The sequence below is a fragment of the Pseudomonas imperatae genome, from assembly GCF_057128625.1.
In genome coordinates, this window is sequence record NZ_JBSKHP010000018.1 from 87,631 (window position 1) to 103,531 (window position 15,901).

The window sequence follows — 15,901 nt, forward strand, 5'->3', positions numbered from 1 at the left end:
CTCCTCAAGCGGTGGCGAAGGTGCTGCAGAAGGCGTCGACGCTGGACACCCAGCCAAAGAACGTCTCGATGTTGAACAGCGCCGCCTGCTGGGCGAACGCCGGGCCGGCCTGGTGGGTGGCGTCGGCCAGCACCACGCCGAAGTATTCGAGGAAGAAGCCGTCGCGCAGGGTCGACTCCACGCAGACGTTGGTGGCAATGCCGGTGAACACCAGGTTGCGGATGCCGCGGCTGCGCATCAGGCTGTCGAAGTTGGTGTTGAAGAAGCCGCTGTAGCGGGTCTTGGGCACCAGGATATCGCCGGGCTGGGGCTTGAGTTCGTCCACCAGTTCATAGTCCCAGCCGCCCTTGGCCAGCAGCGTGCCTTGCAGTTCCGGGCGCTGGCGCATGGTTTTCAGGGCGTTGGACTTGTGCCAGTTGGGCGAGCCGGGGCCGCCGGCTTCGACGTAGTCGGCGTCCCAGCCGTTCTGGAAGAACACCACCGGCATGCCGGCGGCGCGGGCGGTGGCCAGGGCCTTCTGGATGTTGGCGATCACCGGGCCAGTGCTGCTGACGTCGAAGCCGGCCAGGTCCAGGTAGCCGCCCAGGCTGGCGTAGGCGTTCTGCATGTCCACCACCACCAGGGCGGTCTCGCTGGCCTTCAGGTTCAGGGCCTCGGGGCGCGCGGGCAGGGGGCGGGCAGGCAGGGTGTCCAGGGGCAGGGCGTAGCCGCTGAGCGGCGCAGGCGCGTTCATCAGGCAGTTTCCTTAAGCAGGTTGATGTGTTGGCGGCAGGTCATCAGCGGCTGGATTTTTTCGCCGAAGTCTTCCACGCCCTGCACGAAGTCATCGAAGGTCAGCATCACGCCCTGGGTGCCGGGCACGCTGGCCACCTCGTCGAGCATGCGCGCCACGCTGGCCCACGAGCCCACCAGGGTGCCCATGTTGATGTTCACCGCCGAGGTCGGGTCGGCCATCTGCCGCATGTTCGAGCCGGGGCTCTTGTCGGCCGCGCCTTTCTCGGCCAGCCAGGCGATGGCTTCCTCGTCGGCGCCGGCCTTGTACAGCTCCCAGCGCTCGCGGGCGGCTTCGTCGGTGTCGGCGGCGATGATCATGAACAGCACGCAGGAGGTCACCTCGCGGCCGCTTTTTTCGTTCGCCTGGATCAGCCGTTCGGCCGTGGGCGCGAAGGCGGTGGGGGTGTTGACGCCCTTGCCGAAGCAGAAGTTGTAGTCGGCGTACTGCGACGAGAAGGCCATGCCGGCGTCGCTCTGGCCGGCGCAGATCACCTTCATGGCGGCCTGGGGCTTGGGACTGACGCGGCAGTCGTCCATCTGGAAGTACTGGCCCTTGAAGTCGCTGCTGCCGGTGGCCCACAGCTCGCGCAGCACTTGGGCGTATTCACCCAGGTAGTCGTAGCGGGTGTGGAAGAACTCGTCGCCGGGCCACAGGCCCATCTGCTCGTATTCGGGCTTCTGCCAGCCGGTGACCAGGTTGACGCCGAAGCGCCCGCCGGAGATGGAGTCGATGGTGCTGGCCATGCGCGCGACGATGGCCGGCGGCAGGGTCAGGGTGGCGGCGGTGGCGAACAGCTGGATGCGGCTGGTGACCGCGGCCAGGCCGGCCATCAGGGTGAAGGATTCGAGGTTGTGCTCCCAGAACTCGGTCTTGCCGCCGAAGCCGCGCAGCTTGATCATCGACAGGGCGAAGTCGAAGCCGTAGTGCTCGGCCTTCTGCACGATGGTCTTGTTCAGCTCGAAGGTGGGCTTGTACTGCGGCGCCGTGGTGGAGATGAGCCAGCCGTTGTTGCCGATCGGGATGAAGATGCCTACGTCCATGATGTGAGCCTCTTGGGGTCGAGTACTCAAGGGATTTAGCAGGAAGCAGGCCAATAATCTTTTAGCGTTATGTAACAAAGGGTTAGATTTAGTGACGGACCAAATGGTCTGGTGCAGAGCGCCTGGTTGGTGCGCCGTGCACGGCCTTGGGGCGCTATTGGCCATTGCCTGGTGGCGCGGGCAGGGTAAAGTGCGGGGGTGTTTCGTTGGCCACAGGTCCCTTACGTGAAGCAGAAGTCGCCCCCCGCCAAGCCCGCCCGCACCCCCAGCGCGTCCACCTTGCAGCGCCGCCACCGGCTGATGGAGGGCAAGCGCGCGGTCATCCTCGATGCCGCCTTGCAGCTGTTCTCGCGCTTCGGCGTGCACGGCACCAGCCTGGACCAGGTGGCCAACATGGCCGACGTGTCGAAGACCAACCTGCTGTATTACTTCGCCAGCAAGGACGAGCTGTACCTGAGCGTTTTGCGCCAGTTGCTGGACGTGTGGCTGCGGCCGCTGCGCGGCTTCAGCGTGGAGCAGGACCCGCTGCAGGCCATTGGCGAGTACATTCGCATCAAGCTGGAGCTGTCCCGCGACCACCCGGCCGAGTCACGGCTGTTCTGCCTGGAAATCGTCCAGGGCGCGCCGCTGCTGCTCGGCGAGCTGCAGGACCCGCTGCGCGAGCTGGTGGACAGCAAAGTGCAGGTCATCCAGGCCTGGATCGACGCCGGCCGCCTGGCGCCCATCGACCCGCACCACCTGATCTTCTCGCTGTGGGCCACCACCCAGCACTACGCCGACTTCGCCAGCCAGGTCCACGCCGTGACCGGCAAGACCCTGGCCGACCCGGTGTTCTTCGACGAGGTGCTGGTGAACGTGCGGCAGCTGGTGCTGAACGGCATTCGCCCGCGGGCTTGAGGGCCAGGACGCGGCCTGCGGCGCATTCGCCCGCCGCGTAGCCGCTGCCGCTAGGCTGCTCTGGCCCTGTGCCTCGCAGGAGATTTCGGGTGTTCACCCCGGCCCGCGCAGCCTGCGGCAGCGGCTACGCAATTGCGGTGTCGCGTGGTTGGGGTGCGCCAGCGGCCCGCGTAGCCGCTGCCGCCAGGCTGCGCTGGCCCTGTGCCTCGCTGGAGATTTCGGGTGTTCATACCGGCCAGCGCAGCCTGCGGCAGCGGCTACGGAGTTGCGGTGGTGCGTGATTTGGGGTGCGCCAGCGGGCCGCGTAGCCGCTGCCGCCAGGCTGCGCTGGCCCTGTGCCTCGCTGGAGATTTTGGGTGTTCATACCGGCCAGCGCAGCCTGCGGCAGCGGCTACGGATTTGCGGTGGTGCGTGATTTGGGGTGCACCTGCGGGCCGCGTAGCCGCTGTCACGTTTGCTGATGATTTGACAGTACCGATCTTGAGGGTCGCACCTTAAGGTAGCGTTTCCATCGACGAAGGGAACGCAAGGATGCTGACTCGTAGCTTGGGACATCGGTTGCTGACAGGCCGTTGCAGTGAGGTCGGTCGTGTGTACCTGTTGACGGTCGTGACCCAAGGCCGCCATCCGGTATTTGCCGACTGGCGGTTGGGGCGGCTGCTGGTCCATGAAATGCGCCACGCGCATGAGGCAGGTCGGGTGGAATCGCTGGCGTGGGTGGTGATGCCGGATCATCTGCACTGGTTGGTCGAGCTGCAGCGGGGCACGTTGGGCGAATTGATGTGTCAGGCCAAGTCACGCAGCAGCTTGAGTGTGAATGCGGCCCGACACCAGCAAGGTCGTCTCTGGCAGAAGGGCTATCATGATCGCGCACTGCGTCAGGAGGCTGATCTCAAGGCTGTGGCGCGCTACGTAATCGCCAATCCTCTGCGCGCCGGCATAGCAGGACGTCTGGGCGATTACCCGCTTTGGGACGCCAAATGGCTGTAGCCGCCTGCGGCAGCGGCTACGCAGTCGTAGGGAGTATCAATCCAGGTCGGCCGCCGCATGGCGTTCGGGGACTTGGGTGGCTTCGTCGCCCCAGGTGCGGTTGACGCGCTGGCCGCGCTGCACGGCGGGGCGCTCGGCGATGGCCTGGGCCCAGCGCTGGACGTGGGTGTAGCTGCCGGCGTCGAGGAATTCGGCGGCGGAGTAGAGGTTGCCGCGCACCAGCTGGCCGTACCACGGCCATACGGCGATGTCGGCGATGGTGTAGGTGTCGCCGGCCAGGTACGGGCTTTCGGCCAGGCGCCGGTCGAGCACGTCCAGTTGGCGCTTGGCTTCCATGGTGAAGCGGTTGATCGGGTATTCGAGCTTCTCCGGCGCGTAGGCGTAGAAGTGCCCGAAGCCGCCGCCCAAGTAGGGCGCGGCGCCCATCTGCCAGAACAGCCAGTTCAGGGTTTCAGTGCGCCCGGCGGGGTCGGTCGGCAGGAACGCGCCGAACTTCTCCGCCAGGTACAGCAGGATCGAGCCCGACTCGAACACGCGAATGGCCGGGTCGGTGCTGCGGTCGAGCAAGGCCGGGATTTTCGAGTTGGGGTTCACCTCGACGAAACCGCTGGAGAACTGGTCGCCATCACCGATACGAATCAGCCAGGCATCGTACTCGGCGCCGCCGTGTCCCAGGGCCAGCAGCTCCTCCAACAGAATGGTGACCTTGACGCCGTTGGGCGTCGCCAGCGAATACAGCTGCAGCGGGTGCTTGCCCACGGGCAGCGTCTTGTCGTGGGTAGGGCCGGCGGTGGGGCGGTTGATGCTGGCGAACTGGCCACCGGACTCGGCGTCGTTGGTCCAGACCTTGGGGGGGACGTAGGCAGACTGGGACATGGGCACGTAACTCCTGGAAAAACGATAGGGCTCGACCTTAGCAGAGTCGCTCAGGCCGTGGCAGGTTCCTGGGCGCGGATGAACGCAATGAAGGCCTTCAACGGCGCTGGCAGATGGCGGCGGCCGGGGTAGTAGAGGAACGGCCCGCTGAAGCTCTGCCACCAGGGCTCGAGCACCGGCTCCAGGGCGCCGCTGTCCAAGTACGGGCGCAGCCAGTCCTCGAACAGGTGCACCACGCCCAGGCCCTGCACCGCAGCATCGACTGCCAGGTCCACGGCACCGCCGATGCGCACCTTGAGCGGCCCCGAGGGTTCCACGCGCACGGTCTCGCCCTCGCGCTCGAACTCCCAGGCGGGCAGCCAGCCGCTGCTGAACTGGCCGCGCAGGCACGCATGGTCCAGCAGTTCGCGCGGGTGCCCGGGGCGGCCACGGGCGTCGAGGTAGGCGGGGGCGGCGGCCGTGGCGAAGCGTTGGCGGCGCGGGCCGATGGGCACGGCGATCATGTCCTGTTCCAGGCGGTCGTCGTAGCGGATGCCGGCGTCGCAGCCGGCGGCCAACACGTCGACGAAGCTTTCCTCGACGATGACCTCCACCTTGATCTCGGGATACACCTTGAGGAAGGGCGTGATCAGTGCCGGCAACACCAGCCGCGCGGCGCTGAGCGGCACGTTGAGCTTGAGGGTGCCGCTGGGGCGTTCGCGGAAGCCGTTGACCACGTCCAGCGCCGCTTCCACCTCGGCCAGCGCCGGCACCAGGCGCTCCAGCAGGCGGCTGCCGGCCTCGGTGGGGGCGACGCTTCGGGTGGTGCGGTTGAGCAGGCGCACGCCCAGCCGCGCCTCGGCGCGGCGTACTGCGTCGCTGAGGCTGGAGGCGGATTTGCCGGTGGCACGCGCGCCCTCGCGAAAGCCGCCGGCCTGCACCACGGCATGGAATGCGAAGAGGTCTTGCAGGTCATGATTCATTGTGCGGTTATCCGTACGGCCTGTGCCGATTTCACTGTATTTTCCAACAGTCGGTCAATGCCTATAGTGCTTGGGTACCCCCATGCGACTTCAGGAGCCCCCCATGACTGCCAGCACCCACTTCACCCTCGGCCACCGCCCCGTCAACCGCCTGGGCTACGGCGCCATGCAACTCGCCGGCCCCGGCGTGTTCGGCCCGCCCAAGGACCGCGACGCGGCGCTGGCGGTGCTGCGCGCGGCCATCGCCAGCGGTGTGAACCATATCGACACCAGCGACTTCTACGGCCCGCACGTCACCAACCAGCTGATTCGCGAGGCGCTGGCGCCGTACCCGCAGGACCTGGTGATTGTCACCAAGGTTGGCGCCCGTCGCGGTGACGACGGCGCCTGGCTGCGCGCCGACAGCGCCGCGGAGCTGACCGCCGCGGTGCACGATAACCTGCGCAACCTGGGCCTGGACGTGCTGGAAGTGGTCAACTTCCGCGCCTGGGGCAGCATGCACGCGCCGGACGAGGCGTCGATTGCCGAGCAGTTCGCCACCCTGGCCGAGTTGCAGCGCCAGGGCCTGATCCGCCACCTGGGCGTGAGCAACGTGTCGGCGGCGCAGGTGGTGGAAGCCCAGGGCATCGCGCCGGTGGTGTGCGTGCAGAACCACTACAACCTGGCGCACCGTGTTGATGATGCTCTGATTGACCAGCTGGCGGGGCAGGGCATCGCCTACGTGCCGTTCTTCCCGCTGGGCGGCTTCACGCCGCTGCAGTCGGCCACCCTGGACCAGGTGGCGGCGCAGCTGCAGACCACGCCCATGCAGGTCGCGCTGGCCTGGCTGCTGCAGCGTTCGGCGAATATCCTGCTGATACCGGGGACTTCTTCGGTGGCGCATCTGCAGCAGAACCTGGCGGCCGGGGAGCGGGTGCTGGCACCGGAAATCGTCGCGCAGCTCAACGCGATTTAACCTCCCTATCCCGCCGCCGATCCGTGGTGCATCCGGACGCGGCCTTTGGCCGCTGCTATAGGTAATCTGCGTAGCAGCTGCCGAAGGCTGCGTCCGCGGACGCGGCCTGGGCCGCTGCTACAGGGCGGTGCGTTGTGCGCGAACCAGGTGCTCTGGTTCGGAGCATGTGGTCCGCCATTCTTCATCAAGCGCTTGAATTGCAACGTACTCCCGCCTGTGGCACATAAAATGCTCTCGCTTGCCGCTCGACGTGTTTACACAATTGCCCTTCATGCTGTTGCGCTTTTCGAGGAACGAACCACTCATGAATGATGATGCCCTGCTGGCCCAGGCCAGGCTTGCCGCCGACCGTAGCTGGTCGCCCTATTCGCAGTTCCCCGTGGGGGCGGCGCTGTTGGCGGAAAACGATGAAGTGGTGCTGGGCACCAACGTCGAGAACGTCTCCTACGGCCTGACCAACTGCGCCGAGCGCAGCGCACTGTTTGCCGCCATCAGCCAGGGCCTGGTGCCCCGGCGCTTCAAGGCCATGGCCATCTACGCGCCCAAGGTGGCGCTGATCAGCCCCTGCGGCGCCTGCCGCCAGGTGCTGGTGGAATTGATGGCGCCCGACGCGCGCATCATCTGCCAGGGCAGCGACCCCGACGCCACGCGGGTGTGGACCCTGGCGCAACTGCTGCCAGGCGCCTTCGAATCCTTCTGATCCACCCTTTGCGCGACACGGAGTCAACTGCATGATCAGTCTTGTTGGAATGGCCGCCTTGCTGGCCATCGCCCTGGCACTATCGTCCCGACGCAGCGCCATCAACTGGCGCACGGTGCTGGGCGCGTTCGGTATTCAAGTGGTGATCGGCGCCTTCGCGCTGTACGTGCCCTGGGGCCAGGCGGCGCTGGCCGACCTGGCCAGCGGCGTGTCGGCGTTGCAGGTGTACGCGAACAAAGGCATCGAATTTCTGTACGGCGGCCTGAGTTCGCCGCACATGTTCGAGGTGTTCGGCAGCGGTGGCTTCGTGTTCGCCATCCGCGTGCTGCCGATGATCGTGTTCTTCGGCAGCTTCATCGCCGTGCTCTACCACCTGGGCGTGATGGGCTGGATCATTCGCGTGGTGGGCGGCGTGCTGCGCCTGGTGTTGCGCACCAGCCGGGTGGAATCCATGGTAGTGACCTCGGCCATCTTCATCGGCCAGTCCGAGGTACCACTGGTGGTGCGGCCGTTCCTGGCGCGGCTGACGCGCTCGGAGCTGTTCGCGATCATGGTCGGCGGCTTCGCGGCAGTGGCCGGCTCGGTGCTGCTGGGCTACGCCGGCCTGGGGGTGGAGCTCAAGTACCTGATCGCCGCCTGTTTCATGGCCGCCCCAGGGGCGCTGCTGATGGCCAAGCTGATGGAGCCGGAGACCGAGCAGGCCCACGACCACCAGGCGCTGGAGGCCCTGCACGCCAAGGAAAACCGCGCCGCCAACATTGTCGATGCCGCCGCGGAAGGCGCCCAGGTGGGCTTGCGCCTGGCCCTGGCGGTAGGGGCGATGCTGCTGGCGTTCGTCGCGCTGATCGCCATGGTCAACGGCCTGCTGGGCTGGGCCGGCGGCTGGCTGGGTTTCCCGCAGCTGACCCTGCAGCTGATCCTGGGCTACGTGCTGTCGCCGCTGGCGTACCTGCTGGGGGTGCCATGGAACGAGGCGATCCTGGCCGGCGGCTTCATTGGCGAGAAGATGGTGCTCAATGAATTCGTCGCCTACGCCGACCTGGCCAACCACCTTACGCCCGGCAAGGCGGCGGAGGCGGGCGTGCCGCTGCTGTCGGCGCACACCCAGGTGATCGTGACCTTCGCCTTGTGCGGGTTCGCCAACCTGTCGTCGATTGCCATCCAGCTGGCGGGCCTGAGCAGCGTCGCCCCCGAGCGGCGCCAGGAGCTGGCGCGGCTGGGGCTGCGGGCGATGATTGGCGGCACGTTGTCGAACCTGATGAGTGCAGCGATCGTCGGGTTTTTCATCTCGTTGTGACGCCGTGGCAACGGAAATCGGCGAGAAATGTAACTGTATTGAATCAAAATTGAATTTCCGTCCGGGTTGCTGCTCCTACGTTGTACACGCGGCGCACGCTGTAGCCCAGATCAGGAAATGATAGTCATGAATTCAGTCACGATGGAACGCAACGAACTCGCTCACCCCCTGGTCGTGGTGGTAGAGGATGAGGTGATCATCCGCGAGTTCGTTTGCGAGATTCTCAAGGAAGAGGGGTACCAGACCGTCGAGTTCGAGACCGCCGACGCCGCCGTGCCCTTCCTTGAGCAACGTGCGCCCGAGGTCGGCCTGCTGCTGACCGATATCCTCATGCCCGGCCAGCTCAATGGCGCTGACCTGTCGAACTTTGTCCACGACCACTGGCCGCAACTGCCGATATTGATCATGTCGGGCCACGAAACCCCGGAGTCTTCCGGGGTGAAGTGCGAGGTGGCGTTCCTGCGCAAGCCGTGGACCATCGGGCAGATGCTGCAAGGGGTGGAAGATGCCCTGCAGCACGCCCGCGCCGCCCACTAGGCGGCTAGGCGGCGGTCAGCGCCGCCAGTTCCTGGGCGCTTAGGCTCAGCCGCGCCGCCCGCCCGAAGCTTTCGACCTGGGCCACGCTGGTGGCGCTGGCGATGGGCGCGGTCACGCCTTCGCGGGCGATCAGCCAGGCCAGGGCCACTTCCCCCGGTTGCGCCTGATGGGCCTGGGCGATGCCGTCCAGTGTTTTCAGCAACGCCAGCCCGCGGGCGTCCAGGTACTTGTCGATGCGCCCGCCGCGCACGCTTTTGCCCAGGTCGGCCTTGCTGCGGTATTTACCGGTGAGGAAGCCCGAGGCCAGGCTGTAGTAGGTGACCACGCCGATGTGCTCGGCGATGCACAGCGCGCGTAGCTCACCCTCGAAGCTGCCGCGGTCGTAGAGGTTGTACTCCGGTTGCAGCACCTGGTAGCTGGGCAGGTCGTGGGCGCGGGCGGTGGCCAGGCTGGCGGCCAGTTGGCCGGCGGTGAAGTTGGAGGCGCCGATGGCGCGGATCTTCCCGGCGTCCAGCAACTTGGCGTAGGCCGCCAGGGTTTCCTCGGCCGGCGTGCTGGCGTCGAACTGGTGCGAGAAGTACAGGTCGATGCGCTCGGTGTTCAGCCGGCGCAGGGAGTCCTCCACCGCCTGCACGATCCACTTTGCCTTCAGGCCCTGCTTGTCGTCGCTGCCCATGCGCATGCCGACCTTGGTGAACAGCGCCACCTTGTCGCGTACGCCGGGGCGGTTGGCGAACCATTTGCCCAGCAGGGTTTCCGACTCGCCGCCCTGGTGGCCCGGCACCCAGGCCGAGTAGACGTCGGCGGTGTCGATGGCGTTGAAACCCTGGTCGATGAAGGCGTCGAGGATGGCCAGGCTGGTCTTTTCGTCAGCGGTCCAGCCCAGTACGTTGCCACCGAAGACCAGCGGCGCGATGTCGATGCCGGTCGTGCCCAAGTGTCGCAGTTGCATGGCGTTGCTCCTGGCAGTGAGATGAAAGAACCCCTTGGATGTAAGCACAGATAAACCGGCCAGCGGATGAAGATCAAGGCAGGCGATCGGCCGTGAAGTCCGCTTCGCTGCGCGCTTGCAGGCGCCCGCTGCGGCAGGCGTGCTGGAAACGCTCATAGTCTTTTTCGTTCTGCAGTGCGTACGCCTGGGCATAGGCGAACAGCGCATCGGCCATGGCCTGGCCGCGGCCGATGTAGCCACTGATGGTGGCCGCCTCGCCGCTGGCCTTGGCGTGGGCGCGGGCCAGGGCGCGGCCGCACAGGCGCGCGTAGGCGGCCAGGGTCTGGTCGTCGAAGGTTTCCAGCTCGGCCGAGACCTTCATGTCGCGCAGCTGGCGCAGGTAGAAATGGTGGCCGTTGGGGCTGGCGGTCCAGCCCAGGAACAGGTCGCTGGCCGGCTGCATCAGGCGCTGGCCTTCGACCACGCGCTGGCCGTGGTGCTTGAACGGCGAGCGCGCCTTGACGTAGTCGGCCAGCACCGAGCGCCGCGCTTCCTTGAACTGCAGGAACAGCGGGTTGCGCAGCTCGTCGGTGAGCAGCGCCACCAGGCAGCGGGTGCCGACGCTGCCCACGCCCACCACCTTGAAGGCCAGGTCGTGCACCTCGAAGCGCGAGAACAGCTCGCGGCGGTCGCCCTGCAGGGTGCTGCGGTACTTGCTGATCAGCGCCTTGTATAGCGGTTGCCAGCGGTGCGCAGCCAGCCAGTCGTCATCGTGGTCCAGCAGCGAGTGCTTGCCGTGCAGGTGGAAGATCTCCGGCAAGTCGTCGCGCAGAGTCAGGTGGCCGTGGCGGCTCTCGTTGACGATCTTGGGCAGCAGCCGCGCGTGGGTGCGGCGCTGGGCTTTCTCGATGGTCTGGCGCAGGTATTCCAGGGTGTGGCTGTTCTGTGGCTGCTCCATCAGCTCGCCGGGGCTGATGCGCCCGTACCAGGTGTTGAGCACGCCTTGCTCGGCGCACAACAGCAGGGTGGCCTGGTAGCTGTTGACCACCTCACGGCAGAGGTTCTCCTCGACGCTTTCGCTGTGGCGCAGCGAGCGCGCGGCAATCAGGAAGCTGGCGGTGAGGCGCTTGAGGTCCCATTCCCAGGGGCCGGGGTGGGCCTCGTCGAAGTCATTGAGGCCAAACACCAGGTTGCGTTCGGGGGTGGCGAAGCCGCCGAAGTTCATCAGGTGCGCGTCGCCGCACAGCGGCACGTTGAGGCCCATGTCCGGGGTGCCGGCCAGGTCGTGGGCCTGCAGCAGCGCGCTGCCGCGGTAGAAGGTGAAGGGCGAGGCCAGCATGCGCCCGTAGCGCAGGGCCACCAGGGATTTCACCCGGCCCTTGCTGGACGCCTCGATCAGCGCCAGCGGGTCGCGGTCGACGTTGCCGGGGTGGCGGTGGCTGGAACGCGGGCAATGCTTGCGCGCAGCCTTGCCGTGGTTTTCGCGGGGGGTGGGCATGGGGTGTACGCTTCCTTGGCAGACCCGGGGCAGTGTAGCAGCGGCCGCCCGTGGGAGCGGGCTCTGCCCGCGAAAAGGACGCCTCGGTGGGGCAGGCCGGCGCAGGGTTCCTTTCGCGGGCAGAGCCCGCTCCCACATGAAAATGTGGGCGTCAGGCGGGCCAGTTGAAGCCGGGGATCTGGCGCCCCAGGCGCTGTGCCTGGTCCAGCAGCACCTGCATCATCCGTCGCGCCGCCTCGGGCAGCGGGTCGAAGCGCGAGAACACGAAGCTGATATCAAAGCCGATCTCTTCCGCCAGCGGCTTCACCACCAGGCCACTGTCCTGGGCCACGAACTCGTCGATGATGGTCACCCCCAGCCCTTGTTTCACCAGCGCCACCGCCTCCGGCGCGTTGGTGAAATCCAGGAACGAGTTCAGCGCCACGCCGCTGCGCTCGATGGCGTCGCTGATCAGCTTGCCGAACGGGATGTCGGGGCGGAACAGCAGCAGCGGCTCGCGGGCCAGGTGGGCCATGTCGATCACTGGCTGGCTTTCCAGCGCGTGCCCCGGCGGCAGCACGCAGACCATGCGCCCGCGCATGAACGGCAGCGAATACAGGTGGTCATGCACCACCGGCAGCGCCGAGATCGACAGGTCGACCTTCTTGCCGAGGATCTGCACCGGCATCTCGCTCATCAGAATGGTGCGCCATTCAATGTGCATGGCCGGCACCTGGCGCTTGAGCTCGGCCAGGGCATGGGGCAGCACTACCGTGGACAGCGAGGCACTGCAGCACACCCGTAGCTGGCGGTTGGGCGTGGTGGCCAGGGACTGCGCGCACTCGTTCACCCACAGCGCCGCCTGGTACACGCGCTCCACCTCGCGGTACAGCGCCTGGGCCTCGCTGGTGGGCACCAGGCGGTTGTTGACGCGGTCGAACAGGCGCAGCGCCAGGCGGCTCTCGACGTAGGCGATCAGCTTGCTCACCGCCGGCTGCGAGACGTAGAGCATCTTCGCCGCGCCGCTGATGGAGCCGGTGAGCATCACCGCGCGGAACACTTCCATGTGGCGCAGCTTGAAGGCCATGTTGCCCGGTTCAGGGCCTTCGGCAGGGAGCAGGGGCATGTCTTAACCTTTGGTTATGGTTTGCGCCATCTGAGTATGAGCCATCGCGGGGGTATTTTTGTAGTCTGGCGCCATTCATAACAACAAGGGTGACCGGCCATGGCCAGGACTATCCAGTGGGGCGTGCTCGGCGCCGCCAATATCGCCACCGAACGCACCATGCCCGCCATGCTCCTGGCCCCCAGCGCCCGCCTGGTGGCGCTGGCCAGCCGCGACGCGAGCAAGGGCCGCGAGGTGGCCGAACGCTTCGATATTCCCCATCTGCACGCAAGCTACGATGACCTGCTGGCCAACCCGGCGGTGGACGCGGTGTACGTGCCGTTGCCCAACCAGCTGCATTTCGACTGGGCGGTACGCGCCCTCGAAGCCGGCAAGCACGTGTTGTGCGAGAAGCCCCTGTGCCTGAGCGCTGCCCAAGTGCAGCAGCTGTGCCAGGTGCGCGACCGCACCGGCCTGCACATCGAGGAAGGCCTGGCCTTCCGCAACCACCCGCAGTGGGCGGCGCTGGAGCAGGCCAGCGTGCAAGGAAGCCTGGGTGCGGTGCGCGCCGCGCACATCACCCTGGCCAAGCAGTTTCTCGACCCGGCCGACATCCGCAACGACCCCACGGCCGGTGGCGGCGCGCTCTATGACCTGGGCGTGTACGCGGTCAGCGCCTGCAACCTGGTGTTCAAGCGCTCGCCAAAACGCGTGATCGCGGCGCTGGAGTACGACCCGGTGTTCGGCATCGACCGGCTGTCCAGCGCCTTGCTCGACTACGGCGACTGCCACGCCGCGCTCACCGTGGCGACCCAGGCCGGGCCCGACGGCTGGGGCACGCACCAGCGCCTGGCGGTGCTGGGCGCCACCGGCTGGGTGAATTTCGATTTCCCCTGCGCCCACGCGCGGCCCAGCGCCTGCCACCTGCAGATCGGCGACCACCTGAGCGTCGGCGCCTTCCCCAGCGAAGTGTTGAGCTTTGAACCGGTGAACCATTACCAACTGCAGATCGAACGCTTCTCGCGCAAGCTGCTGGGCGACGACGTGCCCAGCTGGCCCATCGAAGATGCCCTGGCGACCCTGCGTACCCTTGAAGCGCTGTTTGCCTCGCAGCGCAGCGGCGGCTGGGAGGCCGTGCAATGAGCATCTACGACGAACCGAAGATCGACTGCCACAACCACCTGTTCGACCCGGCCAATTTCCCTTACCTGGCCAACACGATCTACCGTCCCGCCGGGCAGGAGATCGGCACCCTCAACCAGTTCGACCGGGTGCTGGACGCCTACGGCGTGCAGCACGCGCTGCTGGTGCAGCCCACCAGCGGCTACCGCGGCGACAACCGCCTGCTGCTGTCGGCGCTGGCCGCAGGGCAGGGGCGCTACAAGGGCGTGGTGGTGGTCGACCACGACATCAGCCTGGAGGCCCTGGCCAGCTACCAGGCCAAGGGCGTGGTGGGCGTGGCCTTCAACCCGGCCACCGAGGGCCTGACGGTGATGGCCGGCGCCGAGGCGCTGCTGCCCAAGCTGGCTGAGCTGGGCATGTTCGCGCAGATCCAGACCGTGGGCGACCAATTGGTGCAATTGCTGGAACTGATCGACCAGAGCGACGTGCGCCTGCTGATCGACCACTGCGGCCGCCCCGAGATCGAGCACGGCCTGTACCAGCCCGGCTTCCAGGCGCTGCTGCGCCTGGCCGAGCGCGGGCGGGCCACGGTGAAGATCTCCGGCATGCAGAAGTTCGCGCCCATGGACACGGTGTTCGAGGACACCGTGGGCTATGTCCAGGCGCTGCTGGAAACCTTCGGCGCGGAAAACTGCGTGTGGGGGTCGGACTGGCCGTTCCTGCGCATGCAGCAGCGCGTCGACTACGGCCCGCTGCTGAAGCTGGCCGAGCAGTTCATGCCCGACGCGGCCGTGCGCCGCACCGTGATGTGGGAGACGCCGCGGCGCCTGTTCGGGTTCTGCTGATTTGCCGGCGGCAAGGATGCCTGTGCACTAACAAAAACAAGATGAGGTACCCGCCATGAGTGTCGACAGCAAACTTGAACTTCCCGCGTACGCCGCCCCCGCCGTGGCCGCGCGCAGCCGCACCCGCTTCATGATCCTGGGGTTGATCGCCGGGGGCACCCTGATCAATTACCTGGACCGCAGCGTGATGGGCATCGCTGCCCCCAGCATCAGCGCTGACCTGGGCCTCAACGCGGCCATGATGGGCCTGATTTTCTCGGCGTTCTCCTGGACCTACGCCGCCGCGCAGATTCCTGGCGGCATCCTCCTGGACCGCCTGGGCACCAAGCTCACCTACTGGCTGGCGCTGACCCTGTGGTCGCTGTTCACCGGCCTGCAGGGCCTGGCCACCGGCTTCGCCTCGCTGCTGGGCATCCGCCTGCTGATCGGCGCCACCGAAGCGCCGTGCTTCCCCACCAACAGCCGCGTGGTCGCCATCTGGTTCCCGCAGAGCGAGCGGGCGCGGGCCACCAGCATCTACACCCTGGCCGAGTACTGCGGCCTGGCGTTCCTCACGCCGTTGCTGTTCTGGGTGCTGCACGCCTACGGCTGGCGCTTCATGCTGATGTCGGTGGGCGCCGTGGGCGTGCTGTACGGGCTGGTGTGGTGGCGCAAATTCCATGAGCCCCACGAGTCGACCCAGGCCAACCAGGCCGAACTGGACTACATCGCCGAGGGCGGTGGCGTGGTGGACGGCAGCCAGAAGGCCACGCGCTTTGCCTGGTCGCAGATTCCGGCACTGCTCAAGCAACGCAACATGCTGGGCATCTGCCTGGGCCAGTTCGCCTGCAACTCCACCAACGTGTTCTTCCTCACCTGGTTCCCCACCTACCTGGTCACCGAGCGCCACATGCCGTGGCTGAAAGTGGGCTGGGTGGCGGTGCTGCCGTTCATTGCCGCCTCGGTGGGCACGCTGTTCGGCGGCTGGCTGTCGGACGCCATGCTGCGCCGCGGCATTTCCCTGAACGTGGCGCGCAAGCTGCCGGTGATCACCGGCCTGCTGATGGCCTCGGTGATCGTGCTGGCCAACTACGTGGCCTCCGACGCCCTGGTGATCGCCATCCTGTGCGTGGCCTATTTTGCCCAGGGCATGTCGTCGCTGGCCTGGATGATTGTCTCCGACATCGCCCCCAAGGGCCTGATCGGCCTGAGCGGCGGCCTGTTCAACCTGTTTGCCAACGCCGCCGGCATCGTCATTCCGCTGGTGATCGGCATCATCGTGACCCTGACCGGCTCGTTCGTCTGGGCCATGGCCTTTATCTCGCTGGTGACGCTGTTCGGCGCCGCCTGCTACCTGTTCATGGTGCAAGACCTCAAGCGTCTGCCCGATATCCCGAACCTTTGAAAGGAGCG

General features: G+C 66.7%; 16 protein-coding genes. 9 read left to right on the forward strand and 7 right to left on the reverse strand.

The annotated features are described in order from the left end of the window. Positions 1–4: 4 nt before the first annotated feature. Together rutB and rutA are read right to left on the reverse strand one after the other, a co-directional pair. Positions 5–733: a pyrimidine utilization protein B gene (gene rutB, locus ACWKWX_RS21910; protein WP_483828903.1), complete on the reverse strand. Its 729-nt coding sequence runs from the start codon at positions 731–733 to the stop codon at positions 5–7. Then, positions 733–1,815, reverse strand: coding sequence for a pyrimidine utilization protein A (gene rutA / locus ACWKWX_RS21915; RefSeq protein ID WP_416423741.1), 1,083 nt, complete (start codon positions 1,813–1,815; stop codon positions 733–735). Before rutA ends, rutB begins: the two co-directional genes overlap by 1 nt. 225 nt (positions 1,816–2,040) lie before the next feature. Here rutA and rutR point away from each other — a divergent pair, with 225 nt between their 5' ends. Together rutR and ACWKWX_RS21925 are read left to right on the forward strand one after the other, a co-directional pair. Beyond that, positions 2,041–2,712: an HTH-type transcriptional regulator RutR gene (gene rutR, locus ACWKWX_RS21920; RefSeq protein WP_483828904.1), complete on the forward strand. Its 672-nt coding sequence runs from the start codon at positions 2,041–2,043 to the stop codon at positions 2,710–2,712. Between the two features lie 531 nt (positions 2,713–3,243). Continuing rightward, positions 3,244–3,702, forward strand: a complete 459-nt coding sequence (locus ACWKWX_RS21925; RefSeq protein WP_473006285.1) for an REP-associated tyrosine transposase — start codon at positions 3,244–3,246, stop codon at positions 3,700–3,702. A 36-nt stretch (positions 3,703–3,738) separates the two neighbouring features. Here the strand turns inward: ACWKWX_RS21925 and yghU are convergent, their stop codons facing one another. Further along, the gene (gene yghU / locus ACWKWX_RS21930; RefSeq protein WP_483828905.1) at positions 3,739–4,578 is read right to left on the reverse strand and encodes a glutathione-dependent disulfide-bond oxidoreductase; all 840 of its coding nucleotides are present in this window, start codon (positions 4,576–4,578) and stop codon (positions 3,739–3,741) included. A 50-nt stretch (positions 4,579–4,628) separates the two neighbouring features. Continuing rightward, positions 4,629–5,540 carry a LysR family transcriptional regulator gene (locus ACWKWX_RS21935; protein WP_483828906.1) on the reverse strand — a complete coding sequence of 304 codons (912 nt, stop codon included), beginning with the start codon at positions 5,538–5,540 and terminating at the stop codon, positions 4,629–4,631. Between the two features lie 103 nt (positions 5,541–5,643). Here ACWKWX_RS21935 and ACWKWX_RS21940 point away from each other — a divergent pair, with 103 nt between their 5' ends. The 4 genes from ACWKWX_RS21940 to ACWKWX_RS21955 all read left to right on the forward strand — a co-directional run bounded on the left by ACWKWX_RS21940 (position 5,644) and on the right by ACWKWX_RS21955 (position 9,029). After that, a complete protein-coding gene (locus ACWKWX_RS21940; RefSeq protein WP_483828907.1) occupies positions 5,644–6,495 on the forward strand; it encodes an aldo/keto reductase family oxidoreductase in 852 nt (283 codons plus the stop codon). 304 nt (positions 6,496–6,799) lie between these two features. Beyond that, entirely contained in the window at positions 6,800–7,195 is a 396-nt protein-coding gene (locus ACWKWX_RS21945; protein WP_416423746.1) for a cytidine deaminase, read from the forward strand. 31 nt (positions 7,196–7,226) lie between these two features. Continuing rightward, positions 7,227–8,492: a NupC/NupG family nucleoside CNT transporter gene (locus ACWKWX_RS21950; RefSeq protein ID WP_483828908.1), complete on the forward strand. Its 1,266-nt coding sequence runs from the start codon at positions 7,227–7,229 to the stop codon at positions 8,490–8,492. A 126-nt stretch (positions 8,493–8,618) separates the two neighbouring features. Then, a complete protein-coding gene (locus ACWKWX_RS21955; RefSeq protein ID WP_416423748.1) occupies positions 8,619–9,029 on the forward strand; it encodes a response regulator in 411 nt (136 codons plus the stop codon). Between the two features lie 4 nt (positions 9,030–9,033). Here the strand turns inward: ACWKWX_RS21955 and ACWKWX_RS21960 are convergent, their stop codons facing one another. The 3 genes from ACWKWX_RS21960 to ACWKWX_RS21970 all read right to left on the reverse strand — a co-directional run bounded on the left by ACWKWX_RS21960 (position 9,034) and on the right by ACWKWX_RS21970 (position 12,563). After that, positions 9,034–9,981: an aldo/keto reductase gene (locus ACWKWX_RS21960; RefSeq protein WP_483828909.1), complete on the reverse strand. Its 948-nt coding sequence runs from the start codon at positions 9,979–9,981 to the stop codon at positions 9,034–9,036. 73 nt (positions 9,982–10,054) lie between these two features. Next, a complete protein-coding gene (locus ACWKWX_RS21965) occupies positions 10,055–11,458 on the reverse strand; it encodes a DUF2252 domain-containing protein (RefSeq protein ID WP_416423750.1) in 1,404 nt (467 codons plus the stop codon). Between the two features lie 151 nt (positions 11,459–11,609). Then, positions 11,610–12,563: a LysR family transcriptional regulator gene (locus ACWKWX_RS21970; protein ID WP_473006291.1), complete on the reverse strand. Its 954-nt coding sequence runs from the start codon at positions 12,561–12,563 to the stop codon at positions 11,610–11,612. A gap of 99 nt (positions 12,564–12,662) precedes the next feature. On the opposite strand from ACWKWX_RS21970, the gene ACWKWX_RS21975 reads away from it, so the two are divergent. The 3 genes from ACWKWX_RS21975 to ACWKWX_RS21985 are packed head-to-tail and all read left to right on the forward strand — an operon-like array spanning position 12,663 to position 15,893. Continuing rightward, positions 12,663–13,685 carry a Gfo/Idh/MocA family protein gene (locus ACWKWX_RS21975; protein WP_483828910.1) on the forward strand — a complete coding sequence of 341 codons (1,023 nt, stop codon included), beginning with the start codon at positions 12,663–12,665 and terminating at the stop codon, positions 13,683–13,685. Continuing rightward, positions 13,682–14,509 carry an amidohydrolase family protein gene (locus ACWKWX_RS21980; protein WP_483828911.1) on the forward strand — a complete coding sequence of 276 codons (828 nt, stop codon included), beginning with the start codon at positions 13,682–13,684 and terminating at the stop codon, positions 14,507–14,509. The genes ACWKWX_RS21975 and ACWKWX_RS21980 overlap by 4 nt, the downstream gene beginning before the upstream one ends. 55 nt (positions 14,510–14,564) lie before the next feature. After that, entirely contained in the window at positions 14,565–15,893 is a 1,329-nt protein-coding gene (locus ACWKWX_RS21985) for an MFS transporter (protein ID WP_416423754.1), read from the forward strand. The last annotated feature ends 8 nt before the right edge of the window (positions 15,894–15,901 follow it).